This window comes from Neobacillus citreus (genome assembly GCF_018343545.2).
Taxonomy (GTDB): Bacteria; Bacillota; Bacilli; order Bacillales; family Cytobacillaceae; genus Neobacillus; species Neobacillus citreus.
Genome location: NZ_JAGYPE020000015.1, coordinates 1 through 26,563, shown reverse-complemented (window position 1 = coordinate 26,563; position 26,563 = coordinate 1). Strand labels below are relative to the sequence as shown.

Genomic DNA, 26,563 nt, shown 5'->3' with positions numbered 1-26,563 from the left:
TGGACAACACAACAACCACCACTAAGACGGTTACAGTCTCAAACGTACCTAATGAAGCAGAAATATATTTAGAATTAAAAATGACTGCCTTTACTACCATCACTTGGTTCACTGGAATTTCTTGGCTAGGTGGAACTGCCCCTAATTTGCAAGAAGGAAAAACTTATAGAATGTCTTTCTTCACTAGGGATAAAGGTATTACTTGGCATGGACTTTTTGTAGGGGGTTGGTAATGAGGTTTGCTCAAAAGCGAAACATGTCTTTATGTTATATAGCCAATCCATCACAGCCGTCCCCCCCACACCACAATTTAGCACTACTAATTACTATACAAATGGTGTCGAGGATTGTATGGGAAGCAGGGTTAACAAGCGGCATTGTTCCCAAAGCAAAGGGGCAGGATATTTTTCTTTTATTGCTAATGCCCCAGCAACAACCGCGGAAAGAACCTATGTGACCATTGGGATGAAAGACCTACTAATATCGTAAAGTGTATGTTAAATGGGAAGCGCTTTGGACAACTACCGGTTCTGAACGATTTACTGTACGTACAAACAAAAGCACCAGCTCTGATTTATACACTTTACAATTCGTAAAAGGAAGTACCACCTTTACGAAAACGGTTGATTCATATGACGTATCCTCTTTAACATGCAGCTACTACTTGAATGTTCACGTAAGAGATACCGTTTATACTGTTGGTTTGATTGACTTAAAAGTATATTGAGTCTGGGGAAAAGTTCCGCATCATAATAAGACATACTACGCATCCATCATTTTTTGGTGGATGTTTTTATGCTGATTATTTTTCACGTTTTATTATCCTTCATTCCGTTCCAGATTTAATACACTAAAACTGTACTTTATTTAGAACATAATGGTTGGTTTGATATTCAAGATTTTATGGGAATTTCTACATAAAAATCCCGACTGAATTTAGTCGGAGTTGCTTTTATAAATCTAGAATTTTTCTAAGATATATAATTTCATCCACTCTCCTTTGAATATAAATCATTCCTCTATTTAGGAAAGAAATTTACATTATAGTCACATAACTCATTGACACCCCCGCAAAACTGTAGTAAATTTTATAAATAGTCAAAATATTAATATGTTCTTATCAAGAGAGGTTGAGGGAAGGGCCCGGTGACACCTCAGCAACCTTCAATGTCTTTTACATTGAAACGGTGCTAAGTCCTGCAAATTGTTACTAATTTGCGAGATAAGAAGAGTGACAGATGTGTTGTACATGCAAAGGTCTTCTTCTTATAGAAGGCCTTTTTTTAATATCAAAAAGGAGTGTAGACAACAATGTATAAAATCGATACGAAACTTGCTCAAATTGGGAACCGCAGTGAAACAACAACAGGAACCGTTAATCCCCCAGTATATTTTTCAACTGCATTCCGCCACGAGGGGATTGGTCAATCAACAGGCTTTGATTATATTCGAACTGGAAATCCGACACGCCAGTTGCTTGAGAAAACCATTGCCGATTTAGAAGGCGGAGATCAAGGCTTTGCCTGCAGCTCTGGAATGGGGGCAATTTTAACGATTCTTTCCTTATTTCAGTCTGGTGATGAATGGCTGGTTAGCGAGGATTTATATGGCGGAACCTACCGTTTGCTGGAAAAAGGATTTCAAAAGTGGGGCTTGAAAAGCCAATATGTCAACACCTGTTGTCCTGAAGAGGTTGAAAACAACATTACCCCACAGACAAAAGCAATCTTCTTGGAAACACCAACTAATCCACTTATGCAGGAAGCCGATATTGATGCCATTGCAAAAATTGCCAAAGCGCATGACGTTTTGTTAATTGTGGACAACACCTTCTATACCCCACTATTACAGCAGCCGATTGCCCTTGGTGCAGACATTGTCATGCATAGCGCAACGAAATATTTAGGAGGACACAACGATGTTCTTGCCGGACTTATCGTTGCTAAAGGCAAGGAGCTTTGTGAAGCATTAGCATTCCATCATAATGGTGCTGGTGCTGTTTTAAGCCCGTTTGATTCCTGGCTGTTAATGCGCGGAATGAAAACATTGTCGCTCCGTATGGAACGGCATGAGAAAAACGCTAAGGCTGTTGCCGAGTTTCTTTCTAATAGCGATGCGGTGACAGATGTCCTTTATCCCGGAAGAGGCGGTATGGTTTCGTTCCGTTTAAAAGATGAAACGTGGGTAAATCCGTTCCTGCAAAGTATAAAATTAATTTCATTTGCTGAAAGCCTTGGCGGAACCGAGAGCTTTATAACCTATCCGGCGACCCAGACCCACGCTGATATTCCCGAAGAAATCCGGTTTGCAAAAGGCGTCTGTAACCGGTTATTGCGTTTTTCTGTAGGAATTGAAGACGCAGAGGATATCATTTCTGATTTAGAGCAAGCTTTTGCAAAATTGGTTGAAGGAGTGAATGTGTAATGGGACACGAAGAATTTAGTTTTGAAACAAGGCTGCTTCATAATCGTCATAAAATGGATGCACAAACAGGAGCGGTCAGTGTTCCAATCCAGCATGCATCCACCTTTCATCAATTTGAAATTGATAGTTTCGGAAAATATGATTACGCCCGCAGTTTAAACCCGACTCGGGAAGCCTTGGAGGATATCATTGCGGAACTTGAAGGCGGAGTTCGCGGGTTTGCCTTTTCTTCAGGAATGGCCGCCATTTCCACAGCCTTCCTGCTTCTCTCCTCCGGAGATCATGTGATTGTTACAGAAGATGTATACGGCGGGACCTATCGCATGGTAACACAAGTTTTGACACGCTTCGGGATTGAGCATACGTTTGTGGATATGACTGACTTTGATCAAGTCAAGCAAGCAATTAAGCCAAATACAAAGGCGTTTTATGTAGAAACACCATCCAACCCGTTGTTGAAGGTGACCGACATCAAAGCCATCAGCTTGCTGGCAAAGTCCATTGGTGCCCTGACTTTTGTTGATAATACCTTCCTTACTCCTGCACTGCAACGGCCGTTAGAGATTGGTGCTGATATTGTCCTTCACAGTGCCACTAAGTTTCTTTCAGGCCACAGCGATGTGGTTGCAGGACTTGCGGTAGTAAAAGACGAGGAATTAGCAAAACAGCTTTATTTTTTACAAAATTCGTTTGGCGCAGTGCTCGGTGTGCAGGATGCCTGGCTTGTGATGAGAGGTCTAAAAACTCTTCAAGTCCGGCTTGAGCAATCGCAGAGAGCTGCATTAGAGATTGCGAGATTCCTAGAGTCACATCCAGCTATTGAAAAAGTGTATTACCCAGCGCTTGAAAATCATCCGCAAAAGGAATTGCAGGAGGCGCAAGCAAGCGGTGCGGGTGCAGTCCTTTCATTTGAGCTTGCTGATGAGGATGCCATGCGTACCTTTGTGTCAAATGTAAAAATCCCTGTCTTTGCGGTCAGCCTTGGTGCAGTAGAGTCAATTTTGTCTTATCCGGCCAAAATGTCGCATGCCGCCATGCCTCAGGAGGAACGTGAAAAAAGGGGAATTAAAAATAGCCTGCTTCGCCTATCCGTCGGACTGGAAAACCCTGCTGATTTAATCAAGGATTTTTCACAAGCCTTGGAAAAGCTTCAGGTGAATAATTATGTGCTCTCTCAAGGAGAATAGCGATGAGTTTTTTAGAAAAATTACAAAATCAAATTTTGATAGCCGACGGGGCTATGGGAACAATGCTTTATTCCTATGGAAAAGATTCCTGTTTTGAGGAATTGAATCTTTCCCGCTCTGAGCAAATTCAGAATATCCACAAAGCCTATATTGATGCCGGTGCCGATATTATTCAAACGAACACCTATGCGGCCAACTATTTAAAGCTTGGACGATACGGGCTAGAGGATTCAGTCAAGGACATCAACAGCGCCGCTGTACTAAATGCCAAAAAAGCTGCCGAGAACCATGCCTATGTGCTTGGGACCTTGGGTGGCAACCGTGGCATCAAGCCCAAATCCATTTCAATAGAAGAAATTAAACGGAGCTTTCGCGAGCAGCTGTATTGCCTTTTATTAGAGGGAGTTGACGGGCTTTTACTCGAAACCTTCTACGACCTAGAAGAGCTTGAAACCGTCCTGACCATCGCCAGAAAGGAAACCAATCTGCCAATTGTTGCGCAAGTTTCCCTTGCAGAACCAGGAATTTTGCAGGACCGTACTCCTGTCAATGATGCTCTGCAGAGACTTGAAGGGCTAGGCGCTGACGTTGTCGGCCTAAACTGCCGGCTTGGTCCGCATCATATGCTGGTTGCGCTCGAACAAATCGAACTGCCTAAGCGAGCCTTTCTTTCAGCCTATCCAAACGCCAGTCTCCCTGCTTATACGGATGGAAAGTTTCATTATGATGGTGATGCCGATTACTTCCGCAGGTCTTCGGCTGAATTCCGCAAGCAAGGTGTCCGACTTTTAGGAGGATGCTGCGGCACAACACCTGAACACATCAGGGCATTTGCCACCGAATTAAAAAACAGCGCTCCGATAACAGATAAAGTAGTAGAATTAAAACCAAAGAAAATCATAGTTGAAGATCCTCCTGCCAAGCGGGACTACGCCCCACTTCAAGATATTGTGCAGGAACGGCCATCAGTTATCGTTGAATTGGATCCGCCAAGAAAGCTTGATACAACGAAGTTTTTTGAAGGGGCAAAGGTTTTAAAGGAAGCCGGAATTGATGCGATTACACTAGCAGATAATTCTCTTGCGCAAGTGAGGATTTCCAATGAATCTTTAGGCTATTTAGTAAAAAAAGAACTGGGAATGCGTCCGCTTATCCATATATCCTGTCGGGACCGTAACATTATCGGTCTGCAATCCCATTTGATGGGTTTACACACGTTAGGAATGCATGATGTTCTGGCAATCACTGGCGACCCTGCGCGTGTCGGCGATTTTCCGGGGGCTTCTTCCGTTTATGACGTTTCTTCATTTGAACTGATTCAAATGATTAAACAATTAAATGAAGGTTTATCTTTTTCTGGAAAGGACTTGGGCCAGAAAACGGCGTTCAGCATTGCCGGAGCCTTTAACCCGAATGTCCGCTCAGTAGAAAAAGCGGTCAAACGGTTGGAGAAGAAAATTGCGCATGGGGCCGACTATTTTATCTCCCAGCCGGTTTTTTCCGAAGAAAAACTGCTTGAAGTTTATGAGCATACAAAACATTTAAAAGCACCGATCTACATCGGCTTAATGCCGCTTACCAGCAGTAAAAATGCTGAATTCCTTCATAATGAAGTACCTGGCATTAAAATTGCCGACTCTATTCGTGAACGAATGGCCTCACTTCATGATAACCCGCTCCAAGCGGCAAAAGAAGGCGTTGAAATTACCAAGGGGCTAATTGATGCGGCCTTAGATTTATTTAATGGAATTTATTTAATCACACCATTTTTACGCTATGAGCTTACTGCTGAACTGGCCCTTTATGCCCGACAGCGTGCGTGTGAACTGAGGGGGAACAGCTATGTCGAAACGACCATTTAGTGAGCAGTTGAAAAGACGCATCCTTGTCATGGACGGGGCAATGGGAACGATGCTGCAGCAAGCAGATCTTTCTGCTGATGATTTTGGCGGTGAACAGTACGAGGGCTGTAATGAAAATCTCAATTTAACCGCTCCAGCAGTTATTGCGCGCATTCACCGCGAATATTTAGAGGCGGGAGCTGATATCATCGAGACTAACACATTCGGTGCCACCAGCATTGTCTTAGATGAGTATGAGCTTGGATATAAAGCTTATGAAATCAATAAAATTGCTGCGATGATTGCTGTGAAGGAAGCTCAGGCAGCTTCCAGCGAGGATTGGCCTCGCTATGTGGCCGGCTCCATGGGACCGACGACAAAGACATTAAGCGTTACCGGCGGAACAACATTTGATGAACTGGCTGCCTCCTACGAGGAACAGGCAATTGGCTTGATTGACGGCGGAGTTGACCTGCTCCTTCTAGAAACTTCTCAAGATATGCTGAATGTTAAGGCTGGCTATGTCGGCATCGAAAAAGCGTTTGAAAAAACCGGCAAAACATTGCCGCTGTTTATTTCTGGAACAATCGAGCCAATGGGAACGACTTTGGCGGGGCAAACGATTGATTCCTTTTATATTTCCATCGAACATATGAATCCAGTGGCTGTTGGGTTAAACTGCGCAACAGGACCGGAGTTTATGCAGGACCATGTGCGCTCGCTCGCCAATCTGTCTGGAACGGCAGTCAGCTGCTATCCCAATGCTGGCCTGCCTGACGAGGAGGGCCACTATCATGAGACACCGGAAACACTGGCGAAAAAGCTGGGTGACTTTGCCGCTCATGGCTGGCTCAATATTGTCGGCGGCTGCTGCGGTACGACCCCTGATCACATTCGCGCCATTGCCGATGCAATGAAAGATTACAAGCCAAGGGAATTCCAGCCATCCTCCCATCATATGGTTTCAGGAATTGAACCGTTCATTTACGATGATCCAACTTTAAGGCCGATCATGGTTGGAGAACGGACCAATGTTATTGGGTCACGTAAATTTAAACGTTTGATAGCGGAAGGTAAATTTGAAGAAGCGGCAGAAATCGCCCGGGCCCAAGTAAAAGGCGGAGCTCACGTCATCGATATCTGTCTTGCTGACCCGGACCGTGAAGAGCTTATCGATATGGAAAAATTCATCACAGAAGTCGTCAAAAAGGTAAAGGTGCCGCTTGTCATCGACTCAACAGATGAAAAGGTTATTGAAAAGGCGTTGAAGTACTCGCAGGGAAAAGCGATTATTAACTCCATTAACCTTGAGGACGGCGAAGAGCGTTTCCAAGCGGTAGTTCCGTTAATTCACCGCTACGGGGCTGCCGTTGTTGTCGGGACTATTGATGAAACCGGCATGGGGGTTACTGCAGAACGTAAATTGGAAATTGCCCGCCGTTCTCATGATATCTTAGTCAACAAATATAAATTGAAGCCACAAGACTTAATTTTTGACCCATTAGTGTTTCCTGTAGGTACAGGGGATGAGCAATATATTGGTTCCGCTAAAGCCACGGTTGATGGCATCCGGTTAATCAAGGAACAGCTTCCCGGTGTACAAACGATACTCGGCATTAGTAACGTATCCTTTGGGCTGCCCCCTGTCGGCAGGGAAATTTTGAATTCTGTATTCCTCTACCATTGCACCCAGGCGGGACTGGATTATGCGATTGTCAATACAGAAAAGCTAGAACGCTTTGCTTCCATCTCCAAAGAGGAAGTGGCGCTGGCGGAAGCTCTATTATTCGATACTACCGATGAAACATTGGCTGTTTTCACTGATTTTTATCGGGATAAAAAGAAGGAAGCAAAAGGCACTACGCTCGATATGAGTCTTGAGGAACGGCTCGGCTACTATATTGTCGAAGGTACAAAGGAAGGGCTCCTTCCGGATTTAGATGAGGCGCTTGCGAAGTACCCTGCTCCGCTTGATATTATCAACGGCCCGTTAATGGACGGGATGAAGGAAGTTGGACGGCTGTTTAATGATAACCAGTTAATCGTCGCCGAAGTTCTCCAGAGTGCAGAGGTCATGAAAGCCTCCGTTTCCCACTTGGAACCGTTTATGGAAAAAGGCGATGTGTCTGCCTCAAAAGGAAAGGTCATTTTGGCCACGGTAAAAGGCGATGTCCATGATATTGGGAAAAACCTGGTCGATATTATTCTCAGCAATAACGGCTACGAAGTCATTGATCTTGGGATTAAGGTAGCACCCGCTGAATTGATTAAATCCATTCGCGAGATACAGCCGGACATGGTTGGACTTTCCGGTCTTTTGGTAAAGTCGGCCCAGCAAATGGTGTTAACGGCACAGGATATGAAGGAAGCAGGCATCTCCCTCCCTATTCTTGTAGGCGGTGCGGCACTTTCCCGCAAATTTACGGATACGAAAATTGCCAAGGAATACGAAGGACTTGTTCTTTACGCAAAGGATGCGATGAATGGCTTAGCACTCGCTAACCAGCTTCAATCCCCAGAGGAGCTTGAAAAATTGTTTGCCGAAAAACAGGAAAAGCTGGCCTCCTTAGATGTTCCAAGAGAGCTGCCAGTCCGGTCTGCCGCCTCAGTGGCTGTAAAGCAAAGGGCTGCTATCTCTACTGAGGTTCCAGTTTTTATTCCAAAAGATACAAAACGGCATGTCCTAAAATCCTATTCCTTGTCGCACATTGAACCATATATCAATATGCAGATGCTGTTGGGCCACCATCTTGGAGTTAAAGGGAAAATTTCAAAATTGCTGGCCGAGAAGGATGAGAAGGCTTGGAAAGTAAAAGACATGGTTGATAATCTGCTCGCGGATGCCAGCGCAAATAGCTGGATTACACCTGCGGCCGTCTATCAATTTTTCCCGGCACAATCAGAGGGAAATAAGGTTCATATTTATGATCCAGAAAATCCTGAACAGGTTATTGAGACGTTTGATTTTCCTCGTCAGGAATCTGCACCATATTTATGTTTGGCAGATTTCCTAAAGCCAGTCGATAGCGGCGTGATGGATTATGTCGGCTTCTTTACGGTAACTGCCGGAAGGGGCATTCGCGAGCACGCTGATCAGTTTAAAGCGTCCGGCCGCTTCCTTGAAAGCCATGCCCTGCAGTCCCTCGCTCTTGAAAGTGCCGAAGGTCTGGCAGAATTGATTCACCGGCAGATGCGTGACCGCTGGGGCTTCCCGGATCCTCTAACCTTTACCATGCAGGACCGTTTTGCGGCCCATTATCAAGGTCAGCGGTTCTCATTTGGTTACCCTGCCTGCCCTGAGCTGGAAGATCAGAAGAAGCTCTTTAAGCTAATCCAGCCGGAGGATATCGGTGTCCAGTTAACAGATGGCTGTATGATGGAGCCTGAAGCATCTGTTTCTGCCATTGTTTTCGCCCATCCAGAGGCTAGGTATTTTAATGTGTTAAGATAGTCTTATGCAAGATTCCGCGGAATAATGTTCCGCGGAGTTTTTTTTGTTTAGGAAGGTCGACATATTGTGAACATTTCTTGACATTTAATAATATATCCATTATAGTTACCTAGGTAACTAATTATTAATTTGGAGCGTATTTATGATCAATCACGAATTAATCCATACCCTTCATCAATTATCAAGACGTCTTACGAACAAACTGAATGAAGCATTGAAACCAACGGGATTATACGGTTCGCAATGGGCCGTTATTTTTGTTTTAAAAAACAAAGGCTCATTAACTCAAAAAGAGCTCAGTGAATATTTAGCTGTTGAAGCCCCTCCCATGACCCGAACAATCCAGCGCATGGTTAAACAAGGCTACGTTAAACAGATTCCCGGTCAGGATAAACGTGAAAAACGAGTTCAATTAACGGATGAGGCGCATGCCAAATATCCGGAGTGGGAGAAAATCGTCATCGAATTGAATAAATCGTTGCTCCCAAAATCACATAAGGAGGAGCTTTATCAGCTGCAAAAAAGCTGGCTTGAACAGCTTTATTAAAAGGAGTGCATCTAATGTCTAACAAACCAAAATTATGGACAAAAAATTTTATTGGTATTTCGGCAAGTAACTTTTTCTTATTTTTGGCCTTTTATATTTTGCTAGTGACACTTCCAAGCTATGCGTTGAATGAGCTTCACACAAGTGCTTCACAGGCAGGATTAATGACAACCGTCTTTTTGCTTTCTGCTATTATTTCGCGGCCGCTTGCAGGTAACTGGCTTGAACGTGCTGGAAACAAAAAGGTGCTGTTAACCGCGCTGATTCTTTTTGCCGCAGCGGCTCCCTTTTACCTATTCCCTAAAACAACAGCTGGATTTTTAGTGATTCGCCTACTGCATGGTATCGGTTTTGGAATGGCAACAACAGCAGCAGGAGCGATCGTTGCTGACATCATTCCTTTTTCACGAAGAGGGGAAGGGATGGGCTATTTCGTCTTATCAACCAATATGGCCATGGTATTAGGACCATTTGTCGGGTTGATGACGATGCAGCAATGGGGCGCTAAAATCATGTTTATCATAAGCATTGCAGTGGCAATTGGCGCTTTGATTACCGGGCTAAGCGTTAAGCTTCCGAAACAGGAACAAGACGAACAGAAGGTGGCTGCAGCCTTCTCAGTACGTAATCTGTTTGAGTCTTCCGCTGTTCCGATTGCCATCGTCGGCGGCTTCCTGGCAATTGTTTATGCAGCGCTGCTTTCTTTTGTATCCATCTATGCAGCCCAAATTCATTTAGAGCATGTTTCAAGCTTGTTCTTTGTCGTTTATGCGGTGGTACTGTTAATTTCAAGACCATTTACGGGAAAATGGCTGGATTTATATGGTCCTAACGTGATTTCGTACCCATGTCTCATTCTATTCGCAATTGGAATGGTCGTCTTGAGCCAAAGTAATGGAGCGTTTACGTTCCTCCTCTCAGCAGGCCTAATCGGGTTAGGCTGGGGAACACTTTTTCCAACCTTCCAAACGATTGCGATTCAAAATGCAGAACCTCGAAAAAGAGGCTTGGCGACAGCAACATTTTTATCCATTTACGACACAGGTATCGCATTTGGGTCATTTTTAGTGGGCATAATTGCCGCCAAAATGGAATATAGCTCGATGTATTTCATTTGCGCATTTTATATTTTAATCGGCGTTGGTTTATTTTATGTTCTTCATACAAAAAGGAAAACGACTGCAAAGGCGCAATCTAGAGCACAGGAAATATCATAAATTCCTCTTACATCACTCCTTCAAATAGTATATTATATAATGTAATCCAAGCAATTTTTGAAGGAGTGATTTTTTATGGCAAAATCAAAAGCCAAGAAGCTGCGCGAAAAGCTTGCCAGGGACGGAAAAATGAATCCAGAAGCAAGGCGGAGCCCGTTTGTTTTTAGCGACATGAGAAACCGGGTAACCAAGTCTAAAAAAGACCATTTATACCAATTTAAGCACAAGAACCATCAAACCCAGGACGGAAATGATGGTTCTTTTTATTTTCCCCAAACAACCAGATAAGTCCCGCAGATGTTCATCCGCCATCAAGAAAGAAATTACTTCGTTCTTCAAAAATTTTGAAATAAGCAGTTCATTTTACTTTTAATTTGTAATTGGCTACCATTAATATGAAAAAAAAAAATTGGAGGTTTTGATATGTTTGATGTTGTCATCGTTGGTGCAGGCGCTGCTGGCGCTAGTGCTGCTTTATTTACTGCAAAAGCTGGGAAACAAACATTGGTTATTGATAATGATAAGAGCATGACTAAACGCGCTTGGATTGAAAACCATTATGGTGTAAAAGAAATTACAGGCCCTGAACTTGTGGAAACCGGAAAAGAACAGGCTCGCAAATTCGGTGCGGAAATTGTTCAAGCTACCGTTACAAACATTACGAAATCTGATGCTGGATTTTCAGTAGAGACAGATCAAAAAACGTTCGAAGCAAATCATGTCATTATTGCAACTGGCGCTTTGACTGACCTTGCTGAAAAGGCTGGCTTAAATACAAAGCCAGGTACAGAACCAAGAATCAAAACAGTTTTTGATGTAAATGCCGAAGGAAAGACAAACATTGACGGTATCTGGGCTGCCGGTACTGCTGCTGGTGTCAGCGTACATACAATTATTACTGCCGGTGACGGCGCAAAGGTTGCCATTAATGTGATCAGCGAAATCAATGGTGAGCGCTACGTTGACCATGATGTTTTAAAAGCTTAATTATAACTGGAGTTTACCCAGTGATAAGAGTATCCCCTTTTGTAAGGGGATTTTTTTTATTAAAAATTCAAATTTATTTTCTGTCGGCTGTCAGTTAAAATTGATGCGTAGGAGGTTTCTTGGCCTATGGCCCATTAGATGAAAATTGAATAAGGAGACTTTTATGATCAAACATGACAGCAATATTAACCTGGTGACAGCCGGTCTGCTTCTGGCCATTTTGATGTCTGCCATGGACAACACAATTGTGGCCACGGCTATGGGGACGATTGTTTCTGACCTTGGCGGGCTCGATAAATTTGTTTGGGTCACCTCTGCCTACATGGTAGCCGTCATGGCGGGCATGCCGATTTTCGGGAAACTATCCGATATGTATGGGCGGAAACGCTTTTTCCTGTTTGGGTTAACGGTGTTTTTGATTGGTTCGGCCCTCTGCGGATTATCGCAAACCATTGTTCAATTAAGTATTTTCCGAGCCATTCAGGGCATTGGCGGCGGCGCCTTAATGCCGATCGCTTTTACGATTGTCTTTGATATTTTCCCCCCAGAGAAACGTGGAAAGATGACCGGCCTGCTTGGCGCTGTTTTCGGCCTGTCAAGCGTACTTGGCCCACTTTTGGGTGCTTATATTACGGATTATATAAGCTGGCATTGGATTTTCTATGTTAATATCCCACTTGGACTCGTTTCGATTATTTTAATTGTACGTTATTATCATGAATCCTTACAGCATTCAAAGCTAAAAATTGATTGGCTTGGCGCGGTTACCCTGGTCATTTCGGTTGTCAGCCTTATGTTCGCGTTGGAGCTGGGCGGAAAAGAATATGATTGGAATTCTGCTCTGATTATCAGCCTGTTTGTTAGTTTTGTGGTCTTTTTTGTTGCATTTTTTATAGCGGAATTCAAGGCTGCAGAACCGATTTTACCGTTATGGCTTTTTAAAAGACGGTTGTTTGCTGCATCGCAGATTCTCGCCTTTTTATATGGCGGCACGTTTATTATTTTGACAGTGTTTATTCCGATTTTTGTGCAGGCGGTTTACGGCGGAACAGCTAAAAATGCGGGCTTGATTTTAACACCGATGATGCTCGGATCTGTTGCCGGGAGCTCTATCGGAGGTATTTTTTTAACAAAAACGTCTTATCGGAATTTAATGATCATCTCGATAATCTCATATGTTGTTGGCATGTATTGCCTAGGTACCATGACCGAGGATACGTCCCGCTTGATGTTGACCATTTTTATGATTCTTGTCGGCTTTGGCGTCGGCTTCTCCTTCTCCCTTCTGCCCACCGCCTCGCTTCATAACCTGGAGCCGCAATATCGAGGTACAGCGAACTCCACGAACTCATTTCTGCGCTCGTTTGGAATGACGCTGGGGGTAACGATTTACGGTACGATTCAAAATAATGTCTTTACAGATCGTTTGAAAAAGGCATTTAAGGGAATGCAAGGCGCTGGCGGACAGGGCGGCGGTGGGTTTAAAATGGGGGATCCTCGGGAAATCTTTGAAGCAAGTGAACGTGCGAAAATTCCTGGTGTTATTTTAGATAAGATCATTCATGCGCTGGCGGAATCAATTACCTATACCTTTACGCTTACGTTGATTCCTATTGCTTTGGCGGCGGTGACAATATTCTTTATGGGGAAAGCTCGGGTTGAGGTAAATAAAGAAGGTTCGCGGGGGTAAATTAGAGCACTGGATCCGGTTTAGGAGGCCAGTGCTTTATTAATTCGCCGATAGAAGTCTCAAATTCGCCGATTGACCCCCTGAATTCGCCGATAGAAGTGCAAAATTCGCCGATAGAGCCTCGAAATACGCCGATAAGATTTTTAATATGATAGGTATATTTTAAAATAAATAAACAGACACAAATTTATAACAAATTTCGATGAAATTCAGCAGGAGTCTACCTCTCTTTTTCGAATTTATTTTTCAAAAAGAAAGGAGAGATTATTTTGCTTATAAAAGACAGGTCAATTCCATTAAAAATTCTTATTCTGGCGGCTATTTTGCGGCGCCTGCCACTAAGTAACGAGAAATACCAGACTATTTTGGATGAACTTCAAAGGAGGGAGGCAGGATACTAGGGAGAAAAATCACTCGATTTCTATTTTCGAATGCTCCCGAAAGACAAATATATGATACTTCATGATTTAAATCTTCCTGATGATGAATTTAACCTTCAAATTGACACCCTTCTGATTACTCCTGCATACGCCCTAGTTATTTCAGTTAAACATATGGCCGGGAAATTAATAATTGATACCGAAAATGAGCAATTTACGCAAATCGTTAATGAGAAAGAGAAGGGTTATCCTTATCCGGTTGCTCAAGTAGAGAGGCACCAAAAATATATTAAAAAGTTGCTGGCGGCTCATGGTTTTCCCCCTTTACCCGTTGAATATCTAATTGTCTTTAGTAATTCATATTGTACATATGTCGTATCTGGCCCCAATTCCCGCAAAGTAAAGCTCCGTACCTGTAAGGCTGATGTTCTTCTCAACAGAATTGAATTCTTCGAAAAATTGTATCCTGATCCATTCCTCACCGCGAAAGAACTCCGAAAACTTTGCAAACTTCTGGTAAAGCTGAATACACCTCCAACTAAGTATCTATTCAAGAAGTTTGGACTTAAAAGGTCAGATCTGCTAACCGGGGTTCATTGCCCTTATTGCGGCTATCTTCCACTAATCCGTAAAAAACAAAAATGGTACTGCTCCCGCTGTGATAAATATTCTGCTGATGCCCATATGAATGCGTTGATGGATTATTTTTTGTTGTATGATTTAAAAATTACAAATAAGGAGTTTAGGGAGTTCGTGCATTTAAAATCACAAGATGTAGCAAAGAGGCTGCTACATACTGAAAAACTTATATATTCTGGAGAGAATAGGCACAGAATCTATTTTCCAAAGACATTTCCTTGGTAAAATTTCGATTCGCCGATAAAGATGCCCTAATCGCCGATAAGGGGCATAGATTCGCCGATTGAAGTCTAAAATTCGCCGATAGAGTTGAAAAATTCGCCGATAGAAATTTTAAAGATGTAATTTTCCCTTCTTGAGTGCCAAAATTCATGAAATTACCCTTTTTAAAGACTGCAGTAACCAGTTTTTAGACCAAAAACAGTAAAAGGACGCCTAAAATTGGCGTCCTTTACTGTTTAAACTTGCAAATCCCTGCCCTCACCCGCAATATGAAATAGTAAATGCGCTAAATGATGGACCGGGCCGTATGCTTCTTCGTCCTCTTCATCTTGTTCATCATTAAATTCAAAATCATTCAGGTAGAGGGCCATAAATTCGTAAAAATCCTTAAGCTGGAAGGAATAGCAGGCAACTGGATCTTCGTTGTCTTCTTCATACTGGAGCACCATGTAGGAGATGTCCCCGTCTTTGTCTGCTCCATCGAAAAAAATGAAAAGGCCTATGTTTGTGTCCAGTTCAAATAAATGTCTTGTTCCGCCTTCTGTCGCTTTTTCAAATTCCTCTTGATTTAATTTCTGCACCTGCATCGTATCAACATTATCTTCTTGATGAAAACTTACCACAAAAGATTTCATTAAAATACCTCCCAAATCACTGCCAAAAATTTAAACACATTATGAATAGCATAACCATTTTTATTGGTTTTCTTTCGAGTCTTCCTGATAGTGTTCATTCAGGAAGGGATTTTCCGTCGTGGCAAAATTCACAGATAATAAGCTCATTTCCGGATCTAATCCGTAAAGCCCTTTATCGGACTTGTCTTCTGCCTCCCCGCTTTGAAACTGCGGCTCTTTATTTCTATCGGTCATAAGAAACACCTCTTCAAAAAATTTACTACTTAGTATGCACAAAAAAAATCCCTGAATAACCAGGGATTTTTCATCAACCAACTGGAGGTTGGATTGGCGGTGGTGAAGACATGTAAGTAGAAATTGCCACATCGTTAGTTGCCTTTTCTACCTTCCCACTGCCTGCAAATGTGATCAGACCAAGCACTGAAACAGAAAGAACTACTCCAATAATAAACTTCTTCATAAATCTGCCCCCTCTTTTTATGTTATTTTATTTAAATAATTGACAGCTTCCAAGGCCATACCCTTTTCTGAGTAATAATCAGCTAGCATTTTATAATAATGAGTAAGGTCCTCATGGGATTCATTTTCTTCTTCTAAAAAGGGTATTACTTTTAATTCTAAGTATTTATAGCCCTTTACCGGAGAAGACATAAGCAACAGATAATATTCGCTTAAAAGTCTAAATTTCTTTACCCCTAGATCCTTTGCCAGAGAATTTACTTCTTGAAAGCATTCTATCGATTTTTCCTTTGCCCCTAAAAAGTAATTAATTTCTCCAATGGAATACAAAGTAACGAGATAATGCTGATTAATATTCGGCTGCAGTTCCAAACTTTTTTCATAATAGAAAAGTGACTCATTAAGATGCTTCATTTTAAATTGCAGATGCCCCATATTGTGGTAAATCTGCGGAAGTAACTGCTCTTCTTTAAGTAATTTAGCATTCCGGATAATATGCTGAAAGCATTCCTCAGCCTCTTCATATATATTTGAGTTGGTATAATTGATTCCTAACAGCATAAGGGTATGAAGAATCCGAATAAAGTTGTGCTGATTCATAAACATTTGCAGCGCCAGCTTGCCAAAATGAATGGCATGGCCTGATTGCTCAAGCGAACTCTTTGCCAATGCTCTATGGTAAAGGAATTCACCGCTAGCTGCCTCATGTTCATTATCGATATATAAGGTGTCAAATATATCATCTGCATTTTTAAACTGGCCCTTTAGTATTAAAAATACCGCATTATAGTAACGAAATAAATAATCTTCATGTTGGGAAAAATTTTTCTTTTGTTTATATAATAAATCTTTTTGATGCTCAGCTTCGTCTAATTGCCCTTTAAAAAGTAGATATCTATATTTATATAACTCCCAAATATAGATATACTTTGAAAACGGAATTAAATGTTCTATCAATTTTAATTTCTGATAAGTCTCTTCAATTTCTTCTTTTAAATAAAAGTTAATCCTGTTGCTAAATTCCCGTATGAGTACTTTTATTTTTTCCTCATTTTCCTCCATCTCTTCCATGCTTATTTGCAGCCGTTCAAGCAGAAGGGCGATGGTCTCTTCGTTTGCTTCTTTAGAGTTGTTCTCAATTTTACTTAAATGGGGAACCGAGCATATCCCTTTAGCAAGCTCTGCCTGGGTGATTCCTCTCTGGGTACGATAGTATTTGATCAGTGCTCCAAATTCCATTATGTCACCAGCTTGCCTCTCTTTTTTACACTATTTTACAACAATACTTTCTTTTCTTAAATATATTTTTTTTAGACTATTTGTAAAATAGTAAAGGAGAGGCTCTTTTCGCTACCTAGTGGTTATTTAGCCAAGAAGGAATCATGTATCAAAACGGCGGGGACCTGTGCCCCCGCCACCTATTATTATTATTTTACTCTAGGGAAACCGAAACCTGATGCGATGTCGTCACCTGTTGCTGCTCCAGAGCCTCCTTTAATATCAACTAATTTTGCCCGGTTTTGTAGTTCGGTGCGGAGCTGGGTATGGGACCAGGATGTATTTGCCGCCCATAGCTTCGCTGCAAGCCCGGAAACATGAGGGGTTGCCATGGATGTTCCGCTAATCGTGTTATATCCTCCATCATTCCACGTCGACTCAATTGCTCTTCCCGGGGCGGAAACTTCAACATCACGTTCCTGGATGATATAATCGCCTGCCGTTGCCGGATTTCCACGTGATGAGAAATCTGCGACACGATAGGTGCCATTTTCCTGAACATTTTCCAATGCAGCCACAGCTACAGCGTTTACAAGAGCGCCAGGGTAGCCGATGGTGTTTGAACCAGGTCCATCATTCCCAGCAGCGGCGACAACAAGCACTCCTTTACCATATGCATAATTAACAGCATCCTCAATGAGGGTGCTCTTTGTGCTTGAGCCGAGCGACATTGAGATGATGACCTTGGATTTGGCCAGAACGCCCTCATCGGCTGCCTTTCGGATTGCTGCGGCAATATCATCCGAATACCCCGATCCGCGGTCACTTAACACCTTATAAGCCCACAGCTTGGAATCCGGGGCAACCCCATAGATCCCGGTGCCATTGCTGCCCCCATTAGCGAGGATAGTCCCGGCGACATGAGTACCATGGCCATTTCCATCGTTACAGCTGTTTTCCACTAAACTAACCTTCATTTGCGAAAAATCCTTACATTGCTCAATATTAGCCGTCAAATCGTTATGATTAATAACCCCTGTATCTAGTACCGCAACCTTTATTCCACTTCCGCCGGATGTTGCTGAAATACTGGCATCATTATAAATTGCCTCTATTCCCCATGGCGTCCTGTCACTTGGTCCCGTAGCAGTCCCGCCCCCCGGTTTTGCCTTAGGCTCCGGTTTATCTGTGAGCTGCATTTCCGGGAGATTTTCAATTGTCAGGTTTTTATTTTTCAAAAGTGCTTGGTATTGCTGGGAATTGACAGTAGTCGTAAAGCCCTCCGCTCCAAAATCCCAGCGGACACCATAGTTGGCTTTAGCTTTGGCTTTTTCCACTGCCGGGCCTTGAATGAATACTCGGTAAGACTCATGACTGCTTGATTGTCCAAAGGCACCTGAAGCAAACGTCGAAATTCCCATGACTGCACTGAGTAGAACCGTCCCCAATAATCTTCTTTTTTTCATCCAGAAACTCCCTCCGAAAAGTATGTACAGCGTTTAGCGCTGATACAAAAAACTATTCGGAAAAATCACAACCGATGACTGGTAGTCAAGCTATCTAATGTTGGGAAAATTATTTATTTTTTAAAAATTAACTGCAAAAAATTATAGTCTTACTAATCGTGAGCTCTTACAGCATAAAAAACCGCCCCTCTTCCAAGGGACGGTTTTGACTTTTAAAAATATTTCTTCTTCCAAAAGATATAGGCCGTTAAACAGGCTAAACAAGCCGAGAGAATCAATGGGATGGCAAATGCATAGGTGTTTTTCTCAAATGGAAGCTCTACGTTCATTCCGTAAAAACTCGCCACCATCGTCGGCAGTGCAAGAATAATAGTGATGGAAGTTAGGAATTTCATAACGATGTTCAGGTTATTTGAGATAATCGAGGCAAATGCATTCATCATTCCCGTTAAAATAGAATGATAGGTTTCCGCCATCTCGATCGCCTGTGTTTTTTCAATAATCACATCTTCTAATAAATCCTTATCTTCCTCATACATTTTCAAGTAATTAAAGCGCAAAATTTTATCCATAACGACCTTGTTTGACTTTAGAGAAGTAGTGAAGTAAACCAAGCTTTTTTCCAACGCAAGAAATGCGTAAAGCTCTTTATTTTTCAAGGATTGATGGACAACCCGCTCAATCTCATTGGTTTTCTTATTAATTTGTTTTAAATATCGAAGATAATAAGATGAAATGACAAATAATATCTGCAGGGCAAAACGTGTTTTTTTGAAGGTGTAAAATTCCTTTACCCTGTTTTTCCGGAATTCATCAATAATTGGCGAGTCCTTCAAAGAAACGGTAATAATATTTTCATCAGTCAAGATAATGCCGATTGGGATTGTCTCGTAAACAGCAAGGCCTGTATCGTCATGAACGATATAAGGAAAGTCGACGATAATATAGATTCTGCCATCGTCACGCTCAATCCTTGGGCGCTCTTCATCGTCCAGCGCGTCTTTGATAATGTCGATGTCGACCTGTGCGTCATTTGAAACTTTGGCTATTTCTTCTGCTGTCGGGGCGTACATATTTACCCAGCAGCCCTTTGAAATGGCATCCACCTTTTCTAACATTCTTGTCTCAGTGCTTTTAAAAATTTCCAACATGCCAAAACCTCCTCACTCTCATTTTTGAGGAAGCCAACCGCCTTTTTTTAGAGTTGATATTCTTGTAGCAGCCAATTTCATCAATTCAAAAAACACATTGACTTCCCCGCTCCTTTCAGGGTCAGGGTCTATGGAATAACTCAAAAATATCAACTCCTTTACTGTAGTGTTATTTTATTTTTTTTAAGGGTACCGCAAGATGCAGCACCCTATACCAATCCTATCATAAACCCAAATTTCCGAAAGTACAAATCAGTTTTTTTTGGTAAATTATTTTTAATCCGGAAAATAAGGGTTTAAATGAATAAGCACTTCTTCGATATTGTCATGCTGTTCCATCAGCTTTACCTTGATAGATCTTGCAAGATCATGCCCTTCCTTAATGGTCTTAAAATGGTCGATGGAAATCCGTAAGTCAACCAAAATGTAATGACCGAGTTCTCTAGCCCTAATGCGGTCGATCCGCCTCACATCGGAAAATTCATTGATAATAGCAATATATTCTTGAATGGTTTCATTGTTAATATTCCGCTCCAGTAAAATATCGAATGCTTCAGTTAACATTTCTTTGGCAATTTTAAAAATGAGATAGGCAACAAAAATACTTGCTACCTTATCACCGTACTGCAGAAGATGAATCGAAAAGCGTTCACCGATGATTGACATCAGAACACCAATGGCAGCCGCAAGCGAAGCAACAATATCGGCTTTGTGATCAAAAGCGATTGCTTCAATTGCTTTTGAGTTATTCTGTTTAGCCACGTTCATAGAACTTCTATATAAAACCACTTTTGCAACGTAAGAAAATACCGCCACCCACATCGCCAAAAGGCTCGGTGATTCGACTTCCTTGAAGAAACCTGTAATCCCTTCGAATACAAGATAAATGGACACAAGGAACAATAAAATACCCACAATACCTGAAACAATGACCTCTGCTTTCCCATGTCCATATGGGTGCTCCTTATCGGCAGGTTTATTGGCAATTTTGATGACAAGCAGAACAATAACGGATGCAAAAACATCGGCAGCCGAATGGATTCCATCGGCAAATACGGCATCACTATGGCCATACCAGCCTATTATCATTTTTCCTAAAGTAAGGATAATATTACTTATGACACTTATCCAGGCAATTTTTTTTGCCAAAGCTTCTCTTGTTCCCATAACAACCCCCTAAAACTAGCCCAAGCTACTCCCTCTACTCTTCATGCCCGTCTTTTTCTTTTTTAATCATTTCAATTTCTTCGATTATCGAGATTCTATTAATTTCATCATGCAAAAAGTGAAATGCCTGATCCAATTGTTCCTGCGATGGAAATTCATTTCTCTTCTTCATATATAGTGCCCCTTCCATGGATTTATTTTATAGGAGTAAGACTAAAATAAAAAGAAACAATACAGATGTAATACGAAAAGCGAATTCGCCTTAACCAGGCACTGCGGCTAGACAATTATAACAAAAAGGAGAGAGATACATGGTGAAAAAAGACCCCAAAAAAGGAACTGAAGTAGCGGGCAGTTTCTTTCATGCCAGTTATTATCAAAATAGCGATCCACTTTCCACCGGTTTTGCCACGACGCATGAGCAGGTAAGCGATGTCTATGCCGAGGGTGAAATCGGTGCCGTCATCGAAAATGAAGACGGTGCAGACATTCCACTGAATAACAATAAATCAGAGTAAAAATCAGAGAAAACAGCTCTCGTTTGAAAGCTGTTTTCTTTTTTTTGAATCAGTTCCTTTGCTTATCTATCATCCCGGTCCACATACGGGTCATGTTCATAAGCAGGTAAATCCCCGAAGCTTGTCATGATGCCTTCTTCATCAAGTGAATCCTCATATTTTTCATGCTGTGGATTAGGATAAACGGTGATATTTTTTCCATACATATCATTGCCGACAAAATTTTCATAGTCCTCGACATAGCCGATATTTTCATCTGCCTCAACGTACACGTCCTGATAATCATCCTGCGGGAAGGCCAGGTCGGATGGCGTGTCCGACGTTCCCCATTGGGCAACTGTCTGCCAGGAATCCTCTGCATCAAAGGCAACGCTCTCGTCCTTTTCATCCATATCAAATTTACCAAATGGCGGCATAAGGACACCTTCTTCGACAGGACGTTTATGAGAGGTCACCTGATCCGGGCTATGCTCAATGCAGTAGGTAGTGTTCGGCAAGGCTTCCAAACGCTCTAGTGGAATCTCTTTGCCGCATACCGCACATTTCCCGTATGTCCCATTTTCCATCGCCTCTAAAGCCTGATTAACATTATAGAGCTCTAATTTATAGTGTTCCAGTAAGGCATTATCTTTTTCCCGCTCATATAACTCCGTCGCCTCATCGGCCGGATGATTGTCGTAGGAGGATAATTCCCCCATTGACTCATGAGCATGGCCTCTTTCCAAACCCAAGTGGTCATTTTGCTCCAAATGTGCCTCCAGCTCACTCTTTTCCTCTAATAATTGCAAGCGCAAACCAGCCAGCTTTTCTGTCGATAACATCCAAATCTACCCCTTTCATTAGAAAAGCGTTTGTCATAAAAAATCTATATCATGCCTGATGTGTCCAATTTAGTCTAGTTCCTCATTAGTTTCATTTGTTTCGCGGCGGTTTATGTAATAAAAATTTAATTCCATCAAAAAACAAACGAACATCCTTTCAAGATTGAATAAGAAACAGGCAGGAGTATATCTTAAGAAATATATTTGAGCATTAGAAAAGAGGGATTAATTTGGTAAATGAAAACTTTGATAAGTTTAAAAAGGTGCAAGAAAAACACCAGGGAGAGTATTTAGGGTCGGATAGAAGACAAATGCCTGGCCTAAATGATGAAGATTATAATAACCAAAGCATTACTGACAAATCACCAGGTGCCACTGGGCGCAACGTATAGCCGGGACCAAGACCAGTATAAAAGGAGATATTATATGGGTAAGTCAACGTCTGGCGCAAAGGAAACTACTTTGCGCTGGTGGCAGCTTTCCTTGTTTGGGATTGGCTGTACAATTGGGACAGGTTTTTTCCTGGGCTCGAGCTTGGCAATTAGGATGGCGGGACCGTCCATTTTAATTGCCTATCTAATCGCTGCGCTTGGCACCTATTTTGTATTTGATGCCCTATCAAAAATGACCGCCAAAGAGCCGCTCGAGGGCGGCTTTAGGTCTTATGCCAAAAAGGCTTACGGCAGATGGGCTGGGTTTAGCAGCGGCTGGGTTTATTGGTGTTCAGAAGTTTTGATTATGGGAAGCCAAATGACCGCTCTATCTATTTTTTCACGATTCTGGTTCCCAAACATTCCCCTCTGGGTATTTGCTGCCATTTACGCCATCCTAGGATTGGCCATCATTCTAATTGGTGTAGGCATTTTAAATAAGCTGGAAAATGTTCTTGCTGTCTTAAAGGTGGCAGCCATTTTAATGTTTATTATTATTGCCCTGTTGGCCTTATTTGGCGTTATTGATGGTGACCGTCCGATTCAGTATCCTAACAGCAAAAAGGATTTCTTTCCTGGCGGAATGAAAGGACTGTGGTCTGCTGTTATTTTTGCCTATTATGCCTTTGGCGGCATTGAAATTCTGGGTTTAATGGCAACTAAATTAAAAGACCCTAAGGAAGCTCCAAATGCCGGAAGGGTTATGCTCTTTTCCCTGATGGTCATCTATACCCTTTCGATAGGGATTGCCGTCACCATGGTCAATTGGCAGCAATTCAACGCGAAGGAAAGCCCGTTTGTTATTGCATTGGAAGCTTACAACCTTTCGTTTGTGCCGCATATCTTTAATGGCGCTTTAATAATTGCCGGCTTTTCTACTATGGCTGCTTCACTTTATGGAGTTACGAGTGTTTTAGTTACCCTTGCAAAAGAAGGGGATGCTCCGGCAAGCTTTGCAAAGAAAGGAAAGCTAAAGATTCCGCTGCCTACACTAATTCTTACGATAATCGGCATTACTGCATCTGTCGTGTCAGCTTTACTGATGCCAAATCGAATTTATGAATATATAACGACGGCTGCCGGATTGATGCTGCTTTATAATTGGATGTTTATTCTTGTTTCTCCAAGAAAAATTCTTAAGATAACTGCTAAAGATAAAATAAAATATTATCTTGGAATACTGTTGATTTTAATTGCGGTAAGCGGCACCTTATTCCATGCTTCCAGCAGACCTGGTTTCTTCATCAGCATTGCGTTTGTGGGAGTGATTGGTGCGATTACCTTAATCATGAGAGTGAAATGGAAAAGAAGCGAGAAGAACAAAAAGAAAACCATCCTTAAACCATGGCCAACTTCTTAATCCGGCAAAAAGGCGGCTAAATGCCGCCTTTTCCCTAAAGTGATTAAAATAAAATACTTATCGCCTGAAAACCAAAATACATGCCGAACGCTATTAAAGAAAGACCTGAAAGTATCGAAATTACCACGAGAAGCCTTGAGGTTAAAAAGTTTCGAAAGCTGCTGGCCACACTCGCCATCATGATGTCCCAAATCAACAGTCCAATAAAAATGGCGCTGCTGTACAATATAAGCCGCCCTGCATCATAAGAAGCGGCCGTTTTCGCAAGAACAGAGCCGTAAATTCCTAGCCAAAAAAGGATGGTTAAAGGATTTGAAATCGACATAAAGAACCCCGTCAGAAATGATTTTAACAGCGGTTCCTTTCCCCGATAATGCTTCAAATGAATTTTCCCAGCATTGAGGATTGTTTCCACCCCCGTATAAATGAGCACAAAAAAGCCAAACAGCCAAAGAAATGTCTGCATAAACTCAGTATCGAGGAACTTTACTACTCCTATGTAAACGACAAGCATATACACGCCATCGGCAACGACCGCACCTACTCCAATCAGCCATGAGTGCATAAAGCCACTCCGGATTCCCCTGTCAATTTGTGCTGCATTGATTGGACCAATGGGAGCAGCCAGCGATAACCCAAGTAAAATATAACTCAAAAATACATTCATTTGCTCTTCTCCCCCCAAAAAAGCCTGTCTATCCATATGTATTCATGGGAGGGAGGTTGTACGACAAAAAAGAAGAGGGCAGGCCCTCCTCTTATTTTAGGTTTACAGGATATAGTTCTTCATCATTTGTAGTGTTCAGTAAATGACGCCGAGGAATCGGCAGATTTAACGTATCGATATCAACAATGTATTTAGGCCGCTGTTTTGTTTCCTTATATATTTTTCCGATATATTCCCCTATTAGGCCAATTGAAATCAACTGCAGTCCGCCGATTAACCAGATGGACGTAATCATCGAGGTCCAGCCTGTTTCGGTATTGCCTAAAAATTTTAGCGCCAAGAAATAGCCGCCAAAGAATAAACTCATCAGAAAAGAAACAATGCCAATTACCAGCACAAAACGGATTGGCGAAACAGAAAAGGAGGTAATCCCATCAAAGGCAAATGCCAGCATTTTTTTTAACGGATATTTAGTCTCTCCTGCCTGTCTTTCGAGCCTGTCATAATACACCACATCCGTTCGAAATCCGAGAAGCGGTACGATTCCTCTCAGGAATAAATTCACCTCTTTAAAACGCTCCAGTTCATGTAGGGCCCGTTTACTCATCAGCCTGAAATCAGCATGGTTGTATACAAGGTCAACACCTAATTTTCTCATCATTTTATAAAAGCCTTGGGCCGTGCTTCGCTTAAAAAAGGTGTCCGTTTCCCGGCCTTTTCGTACACCGTAAACAATTTCGCTGCCTTCATTAAATTTAATAACAAATTCGCGGATTGCCTGAATATCATCTTGAAGGTCCGCATCAATCGAAATGACGCAATCAGAAAAATCTTTGGCCGCATGGAGTCCAGCCACAAGTGCGTTTTGGTGACCGACATTGCGGGCCAATTTTAAGCCGCGGACATACTTATTTCGCAGCCCCTCTTTATAAATCAGTTCCCATGTTCGATCCTTACTTCCGTCATCTACAAACAAAAGCTTGCTTTGCTTTGAAACAAGCGAATCGGCAATCAGCTCCTCAAGTTGCTGCTGAAGCTTCACCATCGTTTCCGGCAAAACCTCCTCCTCGTTATAGCACGGTACAACAATAGTAAGGATTGGTTCCATCATCTGCTAATACCCCCGATGTTAAAATGTCTTATACAAGTAAATTTTCCAGGCAGACGTTTTGGTGACAAACACCTTTTCAAGTGTCAGCTTATTTTTAGCAGCGTTATCGATCGGGATAGCCGAAAAAATATAACGCCCGCCCATTTCCTTAAAAACAGCCGTGTTTAATTCCAAATTTTTCAGATGCCGCTTCGAATCTTTTTTTATCATATATCTCTTTCCAAGCTGTGCCGTATAAATATAGCAGCGCCCGCCCCATTGGTCGAAATACTTTTGAATGGTTTTATTTTTAGCCAATTCCTTTTCAATTATTTTCCTAAATTGATGTTTGTAGCTTAATGGATAAAAATTATTATAGGTATCAAGTGTGTAAAACCCATTAAACTGGGCGATTGCCGGATGGATGCCAATACTTGCGACTCGATACTCCTCCTGAGGCAGCGCAATATAATCTTTAATTTCCGTAAATAATTCTTCGGCATAAAACTGCTTCACTGTCGGTTTATCGCGGTAAATGATTTCATCATTGAAAAATCCCAGCACCAGAAGCTGCATGACCGCCAAACACTGGGCTGTTTTCGCCCAATTGATTCCTTGCATGGTGATGATTTTAAGAGCTAACGCAAAGCTTGCATAGATCACCATCGGCCGTAAAAAATGATAACGGGCAAAATTAAAGGTATCCATAAAGTGGAACTTTTTCGTCAAAGGCAGCCAGCCTTCATAAAACCAGAACGCATACCATAACGACAATAGGAAATTTAGGGCAAATAAAAAAACAAAGATTCTTTCCTGCCTCCACAGCTTTTTTGAAACAATAAAATAAAAGGCGATAAAAGTAGCGGGCAGGATGATTAAAGTATGCACGGTCATTACATGGGTGTGTCCCAGTAGATAATTTTTAAAGGTGAGCCGGACAGCACGCCAAAAGGGAAGGTGCGCATGGAAATATTCGTCGCGGCTGTTCGGTTCGC

General features: G+C 42.1%; 25 protein-coding genes, 1 pseudogene and 1 riboswitch. Of the genes and pseudogenes, 14 read left to right on the top strand and 12 right to left on the bottom strand.

From position 1 onward, the window contains the following. The 11 genes and pseudogenes from KHB02_RS10695 to KHB02_RS10645 form a co-directional block, all read left to right on the top strand. Positions 1-233: hypothetical protein (locus KHB02_RS10695; protein ID WP_241113808.1), on the top strand; the 233-nt coding region annotated here is incomplete at its 5' end. A gap of 881 nt (positions 234-1,114) precedes the next feature. Continuing rightward, positions 1,115-1,229, top strand: a riboswitch (SAM riboswitch). 82 nt (positions 1,230-1,311) lie between these two features. After that, a complete protein-coding gene (locus KHB02_RS10690; protein ID WP_213144398.1) occupies positions 1,312-2,424 on the top strand; it encodes a methionine biosynthesis PLP-dependent protein in 1,113 nt (370 codons plus the stop codon). Beyond that, positions 2,424-3,611 (top strand): cystathionine beta-lyase, encoded by a 1,188-nt coding sequence (metC, locus tag KHB02_RS10685; protein WP_213144397.1) that lies wholly within the window; start codon positions 2,424-2,426, stop codon positions 3,609-3,611. Before KHB02_RS10690 ends, metC begins: the two co-directional genes overlap by 1 nt. 2 nt (positions 3,612-3,613) lie before the next feature. Then, positions 3,614-5,473: a bifunctional homocysteine S-methyltransferase/methylenetetrahydrofolate reductase gene (locus tag KHB02_RS10680; RefSeq protein ID WP_213144396.1), complete on the top strand. Its 1,860-nt coding sequence runs from the start codon at positions 3,614-3,616 to the stop codon at positions 5,471-5,473. After that, the gene (gene metH / locus KHB02_RS10675) at positions 5,454-8,903 is read left to right on the top strand and encodes a methionine synthase (RefSeq protein WP_213144395.1); all 3,450 of its coding nucleotides are present in this window, start codon (positions 5,454-5,456) and stop codon (positions 8,901-8,903) included. The genes KHB02_RS10680 and metH overlap by 20 nt, the downstream gene beginning before the upstream one ends. Positions 8,904-9,045: 142 nt before the next feature. After that, positions 9,046-9,450 carry a MarR family winged helix-turn-helix transcriptional regulator gene (locus tag KHB02_RS10670; protein WP_213144394.1) on the top strand — a complete coding sequence of 135 codons (405 nt, stop codon included), beginning with the start codon at positions 9,046-9,048 and terminating at the stop codon, positions 9,448-9,450. Positions 9,451-9,464: 14 nt separating this feature from the next. After that, positions 9,465-10,667 (top strand): MFS transporter, encoded by a 1,203-nt coding sequence (locus KHB02_RS10665; protein ID WP_213144393.1) that lies wholly within the window; start codon positions 9,465-9,467, stop codon positions 10,665-10,667. A 75-nt stretch (positions 10,668-10,742) separates the two neighbouring features. After that, complete coding sequence (locus KHB02_RS10660; protein WP_213144392.1) at positions 10,743-10,955, top strand: hypothetical protein; 213 nt, start codon at positions 10,743-10,745, stop codon at positions 10,953-10,955. A 135-nt stretch (positions 10,956-11,090) separates the two neighbouring features. Then, complete coding sequence (locus KHB02_RS10655) at positions 11,091-11,654, top strand: FAD-dependent oxidoreductase (protein WP_213144391.1); 564 nt, start codon at positions 11,091-11,093, stop codon at positions 11,652-11,654. A gap of 163 nt (positions 11,655-11,817) precedes the next feature. Next, a complete protein-coding gene (locus KHB02_RS10650) occupies positions 11,818-13,344 on the top strand; it encodes an MDR family MFS transporter (protein WP_213144390.1) in 1,527 nt (508 codons plus the stop codon). 413 nt (positions 13,345-13,757) lie between these two features. Further along, positions 13,758-14,588, top strand: a pseudogene (locus tag KHB02_RS10645) (NERD domain-containing protein); the annotation flags it as partial. A 233-nt stretch (positions 14,589-14,821) separates the two neighbouring features. Here the strand turns inward: KHB02_RS10645 and KHB02_RS10640 are convergent. The 8 genes from KHB02_RS10640 to KHB02_RS10605 form a co-directional block, all read right to left on the bottom strand. After that, positions 14,822-15,220, bottom strand: a complete 399-nt coding sequence (locus KHB02_RS10640) for a cytosolic protein (protein ID WP_213144388.1) — start codon at positions 15,218-15,220, stop codon at positions 14,822-14,824. A gap of 60 nt (positions 15,221-15,280) precedes the next feature. Further along, the gene (locus KHB02_RS10635; RefSeq protein ID WP_213144387.1) at positions 15,281-15,454 is read right to left on the bottom strand and encodes a hypothetical protein; all 174 of its coding nucleotides are present in this window, start codon (positions 15,452-15,454) and stop codon (positions 15,281-15,283) included. A gap of 73 nt (positions 15,455-15,527) precedes the next feature. After that, positions 15,528-15,680 (bottom strand): hypothetical protein, encoded by a 153-nt coding sequence (locus KHB02_RS10630; RefSeq protein ID WP_213144386.1) that lies wholly within the window; start codon positions 15,678-15,680, stop codon positions 15,528-15,530. 17 nt (positions 15,681-15,697) lie between these two features. Then, the gene (locus KHB02_RS10625; RefSeq protein WP_213144385.1) at positions 15,698-16,918 is read right to left on the bottom strand and encodes a tetratricopeptide repeat protein; all 1,221 of its coding nucleotides are present in this window, start codon (positions 16,916-16,918) and stop codon (positions 15,698-15,700) included. Positions 16,919-17,106: 188 nt separating this feature from the next. Continuing rightward, entirely contained in the window at positions 17,107-18,363 is a 1,257-nt protein-coding gene (locus KHB02_RS10620) for a S8 family serine peptidase (protein WP_213144384.1), read from the bottom strand. A gap of 212 nt (positions 18,364-18,575) precedes the next feature. Further along, positions 18,576-19,514, bottom strand: coding sequence for a magnesium transporter CorA family protein (locus KHB02_RS10615; protein WP_213144383.1), 939 nt, complete (start codon positions 19,512-19,514; stop codon positions 18,576-18,578). A gap of 276 nt (positions 19,515-19,790) precedes the next feature. Then, positions 19,791-20,681: a cation diffusion facilitator family transporter gene (locus KHB02_RS10610; protein ID WP_213144382.1), complete on the bottom strand. Its 891-nt coding sequence runs from the start codon at positions 20,679-20,681 to the stop codon at positions 19,791-19,793. Positions 20,682-20,715: 34 nt separating this feature from the next. Next, positions 20,716-20,853: a hypothetical protein gene (locus tag KHB02_RS10605; protein WP_213144381.1), complete on the bottom strand. Its 138-nt coding sequence runs from the start codon at positions 20,851-20,853 to the stop codon at positions 20,716-20,718. A gap of 139 nt (positions 20,854-20,992) precedes the next feature. On the opposite strand from KHB02_RS10605, the gene KHB02_RS10600 reads away from it, so the two are divergent. Further along, on the top strand, positions 20,993-21,199 hold the full coding sequence (locus KHB02_RS10600; protein ID WP_213144380.1) for a YozQ family protein: 207 nt from the start codon (positions 20,993-20,995) through the stop codon (positions 21,197-21,199). Between the two features lie 62 nt (positions 21,200-21,261). Here the strand turns inward: KHB02_RS10600 and KHB02_RS10595 are convergent, their stop codons facing one another. Beyond that, positions 21,262-22,020, bottom strand: coding sequence for a TraR/DksA C4-type zinc finger protein (locus tag KHB02_RS10595; protein WP_213144379.1), 759 nt, complete (start codon positions 22,018-22,020; stop codon positions 21,262-21,264). 230 nt (positions 22,021-22,250) lie between these two features. On the opposite strand from KHB02_RS10595, the gene KHB02_RS10590 reads away from it, so the two are divergent. Then, positions 22,251-22,412, top strand: a complete 162-nt coding sequence (locus KHB02_RS10590; protein WP_213144378.1) for a hypothetical protein — start codon at positions 22,251-22,253, stop codon at positions 22,410-22,412. Between the two features lie 34 nt (positions 22,413-22,446). Continuing rightward, positions 22,447-23,811: an amino acid permease gene (locus tag KHB02_RS10585; RefSeq protein ID WP_213144377.1), complete on the top strand. Its 1,365-nt coding sequence runs from the start codon at positions 22,447-22,449 to the stop codon at positions 23,809-23,811. Positions 23,812-23,854: 43 nt separating this feature from the next. On the opposite strand, the gene KHB02_RS10580 is transcribed toward KHB02_RS10585, so the two are convergent. From KHB02_RS10580 to KHB02_RS10570, 3 genes are all read right to left on the bottom strand, one after another. Then, entirely contained in the window at positions 23,855-24,478 is a 624-nt protein-coding gene (locus tag KHB02_RS10580; protein WP_213144376.1) for a LysE family transporter, read from the bottom strand. A gap of 91 nt (positions 24,479-24,569) precedes the next feature. Next, positions 24,570-25,589 carry a glycosyltransferase gene (locus KHB02_RS10575; protein ID WP_213144375.1) on the bottom strand — a complete coding sequence of 340 codons (1,020 nt, stop codon included), beginning with the start codon at positions 25,587-25,589 and terminating at the stop codon, positions 24,570-24,572. 18 nt (positions 25,590-25,607) lie between these two features. Next, on the bottom strand, positions 25,608-26,563 hold a 956-nt coding region (locus KHB02_RS10570), incomplete at its 5' end, for a DUF6044 family protein (protein ID WP_241113806.1).